The sequence below is a fragment of the Bacillus sp. V33-4 genome, assembly GCF_002860225.1.
GTDB classification, from domain to species: domain Bacteria; phylum Bacillota; class Bacilli; order Bacillales; family Cytobacillaceae; genus Bacillus_BJ; species Bacillus_BJ canaveralius.
This window is the reverse complement of the sequence record NZ_PGVC01000050.1, coordinates 41,781-48,496: the sequence shown is the minus strand read 5'-3', so window position 1 is coordinate 48,496 and position 6,716 is coordinate 41,781. Positions and strand designations below refer to the sequence as shown.

Here is a 6,716-nt window from a genome sequence, read left to right as displayed (position 1 = left end):
TGACACTTACTCGGGTTGGACTTTCACCAACTAGCAATTAACGGCTTGCTGGGCACGCAAAAATAAAAAACGAGACACAGGCAAATCCAGCCTGCATCTCAGTTTATTAAATCCAGGAAAAACCCCTGCGCTGTTTCTTTTCGTTATCATTCTTATCTTCGGAGTTGTTCTTTTTATTTTTGTTTCGGTTGTCAATATGGTGTTCCTCATGGTCATCCCGGCTTTCACTACGGTCTTCCCACTCATCATCAAGACGCCAATGGCGCTCGCCGTCATCAATAATGACTCGATCAGTCCGAATGATTACTTCATCAGCATCAATGACTGTCCGTTTCCGATTCTTCTTTGACATTGATATCCCTCCCTTTTTCCTTTTATAATATGTAAAAGATCAAAATGTGCTAGACGGGCTGCCTATTTCCGGGAAAAAATATCGCTGTTTTAAAGAGTAAATTTCACAATGTAACAAGCTAAACCGAAAAACGAATGAAGTTGTCTAAATTAACAGGAGTATGCCGTAGGAAACGAATAATACTGTCTTAACTATAAATAACCGTTCGTTTTTCAGTTAAAGAATGCTTTTATGAAATTCACTCTTAAAATAAAAGAAAAACCTCCCTGGTTGGGAGGCGACCTATCACTGCCCTTCAAAGTAGTCAATTGCCTCGTCTACTGACATGAATATTTTTACATCGGTTATTTTTTGCCCATTGTTTGCCACGCCCATAAATCCATCGGCTACTTGAATGATATCGGCCGTGGACCCCTCCTTGTCTTCCGGCAATTGTACCGTTTCCTTAATAGAAGCCTGTCCTTGTTCTGCCCAGGATTGTATTTCTGCCGCATAAGTATCGTAATTCATATTGACCGTAATTCGACTTTCCAATTCATTTAACGTTAGCGGTTCGGCTTCACCTTTTGTATTTGTTGCAGTAGGATTTTCGCCTTGTTCCGGTTCAACTGGTCTGCTTGGTTCCGGCTTTTCACCTGCTTCTCCACCGCATCCAGTGAGTAAAAAAACGATGCCTACCAACACAAAGAATTTATGCATCGATGTCCATCTCCTTCTTTAAGTGTTTAGTACCAATCTTTACCCTTTTTGAAAAAGATCATTCATACCCTATATTTCGCTGTTTTTTCGTAAAAAAAGCATTCCATTAAAAGGAATGCGGAACTATTTTCTGTTTGTTCTAATAACCCTTATGTACCAAGCTGGTCAAATTGAGAACTTAGTCGGTTGTCCATCCCCAGTGTTCGCCTCGGGGACTTGACGATTTTGTTCTTTAGCGCTTGATAATAGAATAACGGTAATGATAATGCAAACCGCGCCTCCCCATTCCGCCAAACCAAAAGGGGTGTTCAGCCAGATTACAGCCAGCAGCGCAGCAGATAAGGGTTCTGCGCAGGCAAGCAAGCTCGTTTCTGATGGCTGCAGATACTTTAGGCTTTCTAAATAGCAAAAAAATGCGATTAAGGTTCCGAAAAGTATTACAAACAGAATCGCCAGTACAGCCGAGATTGACGCTTCGCCATGAACTTCCCATGGAGGAGCGACAAAGCTCATCCCGATACCGCCAATTACCATGCCCCAGCCGATGACGGAAATAGTTCCATGTTCCTTCAATAATTTAAGCGGCTGAACGGTATAAAAAGCAAGTGCTAAGGCGGAAGCTAATCCCCAGAATAATGCCGTGCCCGATATCGCCAGAGATGACGGTGTTCCCGCCGTCACTAACAGATATGTACCCGCTAACGCCAGTATGACAGCAATTATTTGCCTTATGCCAGGCCATGATTTTGTCCGTAAAGCTAGATACAAAGTGATAAAAACTGGGCCTAAATATTGGAGAAGTGTAGCTGTGGCAGCATTGCTTGCTTCAATTGCCGCAAAATATGTATACTGGACTCCGAGCATTCCAACAAGACCAAACAGAACGATGCTTAACCAGCCATTCTTGTCGCTCCACACACTAAATAATTTCTTCTTCCCTTGTCTTGCCCCTGATAAAGCCAGCAAAATCATTCCGGAAATAAGGAGCCTTACAACGACAAGCCAATCAGCTTGATAATTTTTTTCTTGAAAAAGAAATTGCGCGACAGTTCCCGAAACACCCCACAGGGTTGTACCTGCCAATACCAGAATGATACCAGTCGTCCGCTTATTTAATCTATTGAACAACCCTTTCCCCCCCTTTCAAACCATATCCCAGTTCAGGATGGTCATGGACACCTGATCAGACATCCATGTCGATTACAAAATTTCCAATGAGATTTTTTAGTATTTTCCAAAATGATACATGAATCAATTAGAATTGTCACTTACAAAAAACTGCCGGAACGAGCTGGCAGTTTTTTGCTTTCTTCAATTAACTTGGATCTACTTCATCAAGGGAGAGTGTTGTAACATTTGTAAACTCTCCCATTTCAATCTCTCGTTCGGTTGCCTCGGCATCGAGCTCTTCGTCCATATCCAAGCCAGGTGCCATTGAAGCCTTCGTATCCTGCTCCTTTTTTTTCATCAATAACCAGCTCCTTTCCAACTTAGCTTTTCCGACTACGCCAGGCGTATTCCTTACCAGAATTTAATCATGAAAAAAACCCGAAAAATCCGGGTTTTTTGCGGTTCGTTTATTGAAAGACTCCATCAAAAGAAGGTGGTATAGCTTTTGCATCTTCGAATACTTTAGTGATTTGATCGATGTACTCCTGTTTTAGTGCATCTGTCTGTTCTGTGTTTGCTGATTCTCCGTTTATTTTATTCGTATAATATTCTTTTAATTTCCCAGTTGCTGCTTCAAGTTCAGTTTTCTGGGCACTTAATTCTTTTGGGAGTGCAATCTCTGACACGTTATTCCCGAACTGTGCCAGAGCCTCATTTAAGTCCTTTTCTTCATCTGTAAAGGCAGCTTCCATGGTGCGAATTTCTTTCATAACGTCGTTTTGATAAGTCAGCAGCGCAGATTTTACTGCTTTTTGGTTATCATCTGTTTTATTTTCCGCTTGCTTTGCTTCCTCTCCATTTGAGGCAGCTTTGTCATTTGAACATGCCCCGATTACCGATAATAATAAGGCAACCATACATAATGCTAAAATTTTTTTCATTTCTCTCTCTCCGTTTCTTTTTTTCATCAAAAATACCTGATCAGACGTCCCGATTCTTCTGCATATTGTTATTGTAGCACGCAAAAAAAATGTCGACTGACAATTTTTAATTTAACCATTATTCGCATAAGTTGCAAGGATTTTATTCGAAAATCGAAATAAAATATTTTACCACTATAATATTTTCAACTTTCAGAAAATATTTATTATCAATGAGTTTCATAAAGTGAAAAACGAACAGTTACTTCAATTGAGACAGTATTCGTTTGCCTACGGCATACTCCTGTATATCTAGACAACTTCATTCTTTTATCGGTTTAACTTATTACATTTTGAGATTGACTCATATAAAAAAACGGCACCATTTTGGTACCGTTCTGCTAACAACATTAAGTTAGCCTATTTCGTGGAAGGTAATTTCCGGCCGGCTGCCGATTCGTATATTGACACCGGTCTGTCCCAAGCCTTCGCTAATGTAAAAGGGTTTTCCATGATGATAATGCAAGCCCTTTACCATATTCATTCGGACAAGCTTGCCCATCTTTACTAAATGGTATGGCTTAGGCCAATGGATTTGCCCACCGTGAAAATGGCCAGAAAGTAAATAATCATAATGATAATCTTTCATATCAAGAACGATATTCGGGTCGTGAGTGATGACGAGATGATAACCGTCAGGCAACCCATGATACGCTTTAGCGATGTCACTGCGCTTTGTACTAAAATCATCAATTCCTATTATATTCAGCTTTTCCCCATTTAGTTCGATTGTGCAATGCTCATTTTGCAGTGTTTTACACCCATATTGCTCAAGTGTTTGTTTTAATACGTTAAAATCTTTTTCTTTAAGTATATAGTCGTGATTGCCGAAAACGGCGTAAGTTCCATAATGGGGTTTAAGGCTTTTTAATACTTCAAGATAGGGGATCAGTTTTGTAATGGTTCGTTTCCGGTCAAGGAAGTCCCCTGTTAAAGCGATCAGGTCGACCGGCTGATCTGATATAATTCGAAACAGCTCTGCAGGAGTTACTGAAATATTTTCGAGATGCAGATCTGACAAATGCAGAATACGTAGTTGTTTTTTTGATATTTGCAGATTTGTGCGTGCCACCGTAATTGAATTAACCGCTACTTTGCTTGTGTTTCTATTAGCTTTATAAAATACCAGGACAAGAAAGACCACTATAATCATTAAAAAATAAATTGACATTTTATCTCCTCCCCACTCATTAGTATAGTAGGGATAGGTTGAAAGGCCTAGTGGGAGTTGATGGCAATGGTCGGTTACTGGTGGAAAATATCGATTCATCCGCATAATCGGTTTTGTAATGTAGGAAAATAAACAAAAAAAGGATGTTTTTCGTGAAAAAGGTTTTGCTATTGCCATTTTTGCAAATATCATCAGGCCACCACCAGGTAGCGGATGCAATAGCCGCCTACTTAAAAAAGGCGGACCCGTTTATGCAGTGTAAAACAGTCGATTTATTTCATTACACGTCGAAAAGATTGGAAAAAATGACTTCTGCTCTTTATCTTTGGGCGATTAAAATGCTGCCAGATTTTTATAGCAAAATCTATATTAGGAATGCGTATTTAAATGATAAGCCGGACCAATCATTTTTGTTTTATGAAAAGCTTTTTTTAAAAAGCATGAAAAAATTGCTCTCCGAGGAGAACCCGGATATTGTCATTTGTACGCATTGCCTTCCCTCCTATTTGCTCAATGTTCTTAAAAACAACGGGGAGTTTACTGGTTTTGTAGTAAATTCCTACACAGACTTTTTCATTAATACAGTATGGGGAATTAAAAATATTGATTTACATATCGTACCAAGTGTTACACATAAGCGTTTTCTTGTTGAAAAACAGATTGATGCGGCGAGGGTGATCGTGACCGGGATTCCTGTCCATCCTACATTTAATGGGCAGGTGCCGGACCGTAAACGGCGGGCCACATTTAATATCCTGATTACTGGAGGAAATTTAGGCGTTGGTTCGATTGGCGACCTTTGTGGCAAGCTGATTCCGTCACAAAAGATGAAATATTTTGTCCTTTGCGGAAAAAATAAAACGCTATTTCAGAAACTGAAGAAACTCGCCAGCCCGTCGGTTGTCCCGCTTGAGTACATTGAATCAAGGGAACAAATGAACCGTCTGTACGACGAAATGGATTTGGTGGTTACCAAACCTGGCGGTGTGACGATAAGCGAGTGCCTGGTGAAGAAACTCCCCATTCTACTGCTGCGGGCCTTACCGGGACAGGAAGAAATTAATGAAGCATTTTTAAGGGAAAACAAACTCGTACTCGAGCTTCCCCGCGGCCTTATGATAAAAAGCATGGAAGAAGAGATTATTGCTTTTCTCGAAAACGATCATCTGCGAAATCAGCATAGAGAGACTGTGACAGCCTTTTTGGAAAAATATGAGGATTTTAACCGCGTTGTCGAGTACTTATACAAGCGCTTATGAAAACAACAAAAAGGACTCCAAAGTCCTGTTTTGTTGTAATTTTTATTAGTTGAATGAATTTCATAAAGCAATTCTTTAATTGAAAAACGAACAGTTATTTAAAATTAACATGGTATTATTCGTTTCCTACGGCAAATTCCTGTTAAATCTGCCAGGCATTGTACCATCATTAGGCATTTATCCCAATTCAATGTTTAGCTGTCTCATCTATAGGGCTGGTGACATAAAATAAATTAATTTAGTGAATGATTAAGGCTTCGAAAGGAGTGTTTCGATGAACCTATTTTTAAATGGACAGTTAGAGCCCCGTCTATATATTCAGGAAGTACCGGAAAACGAAACATCCAATCAAACTATTTTTCAAAGGAATCTCCTCGCCGATTTTATTGAAGAACAGCAGGCGATCAATACTATGATCAATCAGTCTGTCCAGCATGTTGATTCATCTCTTAAAAGCTCTGCAACAGAACAAAAACTTTATTTCGAAGGAATGTTTACGAGAATTGATGATCAAGAGCTTTTTGCCTTGCAAATGTTGGATCTGCTCCAAAACCAGGAAGTTGTTAATCAGAAAGTTTTACAAAGGCTCGAGCTTTTGGAAAAATTCAATAACCAGGTCTCAAAAAATATCGAAAGCGATGAAGCGATCAATCAAGCGATTCTCGATCAGCTCTCTTTTCAGGATGATTCGCTAAAAGGACTTGCCCATAAACTCGAGAAAAGTGAAGAACTATCTGAAGGTCTTGCAAAACAACTGGAAAGCCAGCAGGAAATGGAGAAAGAAATATTAAATAAACTAAATACAGAGGAAATCTACCATCGAACCGTGATGGAACGGCTCGATGAACAGGATGCTTTAACACATAAAGTGATGAGACAACTTGAATTTTTAAGAGAGAGCTTGTTTGAACAAGTCCTGTCGTTAAAAGAAAAGCTTGAAAAGCATTTTAAGCTGACCTCCGGTTTTCTTTTTGGTATGGTTTCACGAAAAAAAGGGCCTGATACAGATCAGCACATAAGCAAATCACAACAAAAAACGCCTGTTGGAAAGTGATAAAACCGGCAAAAAAGGCAAACAATGATACGTTTCCACTCCCTCCGGCCAATGCAGTTCTTTTGTTATTGAGGATGGACTGATGGTGCTG

8 protein-coding genes are annotated in these 6,716 nt (G+C 39.6%); 2 read left to right on the top strand and 6 right to left on the bottom strand.

Features of this window, described 5'->3' with window-relative positions:
• Nucleotides 1-106: 106 nt before the first annotated feature.
• The 6 genes from CVD23_RS17680 to CVD23_RS17660 form a co-directional block, all read right to left on the bottom strand.
• Nucleotides 107-352 carry a hypothetical protein gene (locus CVD23_RS17680; protein ID WP_101578657.1) on the bottom strand — a complete coding sequence of 82 codons (246 nt, stop codon included), beginning with the start codon at nucleotides 350-352 and terminating at the stop codon, nucleotides 107-109.
• A 285-nt stretch (nucleotides 353-637) separates the two neighbouring features.
• The gene (locus CVD23_RS17675) at nucleotides 638-1,051 is read right to left on the bottom strand and encodes a hypothetical protein (RefSeq protein ID WP_101578656.1); all 414 of its coding nucleotides are present in this window, start codon (nucleotides 1,049-1,051) and stop codon (nucleotides 638-640) included.
• 165 nt (nucleotides 1,052-1,216) lie between these two features.
• Nucleotides 1,217-2,179, bottom strand: a complete 963-nt coding sequence (locus CVD23_RS17670) for a DMT family transporter (protein WP_101666719.1) — start codon at nucleotides 2,177-2,179, stop codon at nucleotides 1,217-1,219.
• Nucleotides 2,180-2,366: 187 nt separating this feature from the next.
• A complete protein-coding gene (locus CVD23_RS22065) occupies nucleotides 2,367-2,519 on the bottom strand; it encodes a hypothetical protein (protein ID WP_180955710.1) in 153 nt (50 codons plus the stop codon).
• Nucleotides 2,520-2,628: 109 nt separating this feature from the next.
• Complete coding sequence (locus tag CVD23_RS17665; RefSeq protein WP_101578654.1) at nucleotides 2,629-3,102, bottom strand: hypothetical protein; 474 nt, start codon at nucleotides 3,100-3,102, stop codon at nucleotides 2,629-2,631.
• 394 nt (nucleotides 3,103-3,496) lie between these two features.
• Nucleotides 3,497-4,312, bottom strand: coding sequence for a metallophosphoesterase (locus CVD23_RS17660; protein ID WP_101666718.1), 816 nt, complete (start codon nucleotides 4,310-4,312; stop codon nucleotides 3,497-3,499).
• Between the two features lie 152 nt (nucleotides 4,313-4,464).
• Here CVD23_RS17660 and CVD23_RS17655 point away from each other — a divergent pair, with 152 nt between their 5' ends.
• Together CVD23_RS17655 and CVD23_RS17650 are read left to right on the top strand one after the other, a co-directional pair.
• Nucleotides 4,465-5,571 carry an MGDG synthase family glycosyltransferase gene (locus CVD23_RS17655; protein ID WP_180955709.1) on the top strand — a complete coding sequence of 369 codons (1,107 nt, stop codon included), beginning with the start codon at nucleotides 4,465-4,467 and terminating at the stop codon, nucleotides 5,569-5,571.
• A gap of 274 nt (nucleotides 5,572-5,845) precedes the next feature.
• On the top strand, nucleotides 5,846-6,625 hold the full coding sequence (locus CVD23_RS17650) for a hypothetical protein (RefSeq protein ID WP_101578651.1): 780 nt from the start codon (nucleotides 5,846-5,848) through the stop codon (nucleotides 6,623-6,625).
• The last annotated feature ends 91 nt before the right edge of the window (nucleotides 6,626-6,716 follow it).

Bases quoted from the DNA above. Each gene is read 5' to 3' on its own strand.
- CVD23_RS17660 (WP_101666718.1), bottom strand. From the start codon at position 4,312: ATGTCAATTTATTTTTTAATGATTATAGTGGTCTTTCTTGTCCTGGTA.
- CVD23_RS22065 (WP_180955710.1), bottom strand. From the start codon at position 2,519: ATGAAAAAAAAGGAGCAGGATACGAAGGCTTCAATGGCACCTGGCTTG.
- CVD23_RS17650 (WP_101578651.1), top strand. From the start codon at position 5,846: ATGAACCTATTTTTAAATGGACAGTTAGAGCCCCGTCTATATATTCAG.
- CVD23_RS17680 (WP_101578657.1), bottom strand. From the start codon at position 352: ATGTCAAAGAAGAATCGGAAACGGACAGTCATTGATGCTGATGAAGTA.
- CVD23_RS17665 (WP_101578654.1), bottom strand. From the start codon at position 3,102: ATGAAAAAAATTTTAGCATTATGTATGGTTGCCTTATTATTATCGGTA.
- CVD23_RS17675 (WP_101578656.1), bottom strand. From the start codon at position 1,051: ATGCATAAATTCTTTGTGTTGGTAGGCATCGTTTTTTTACTCACTGGA.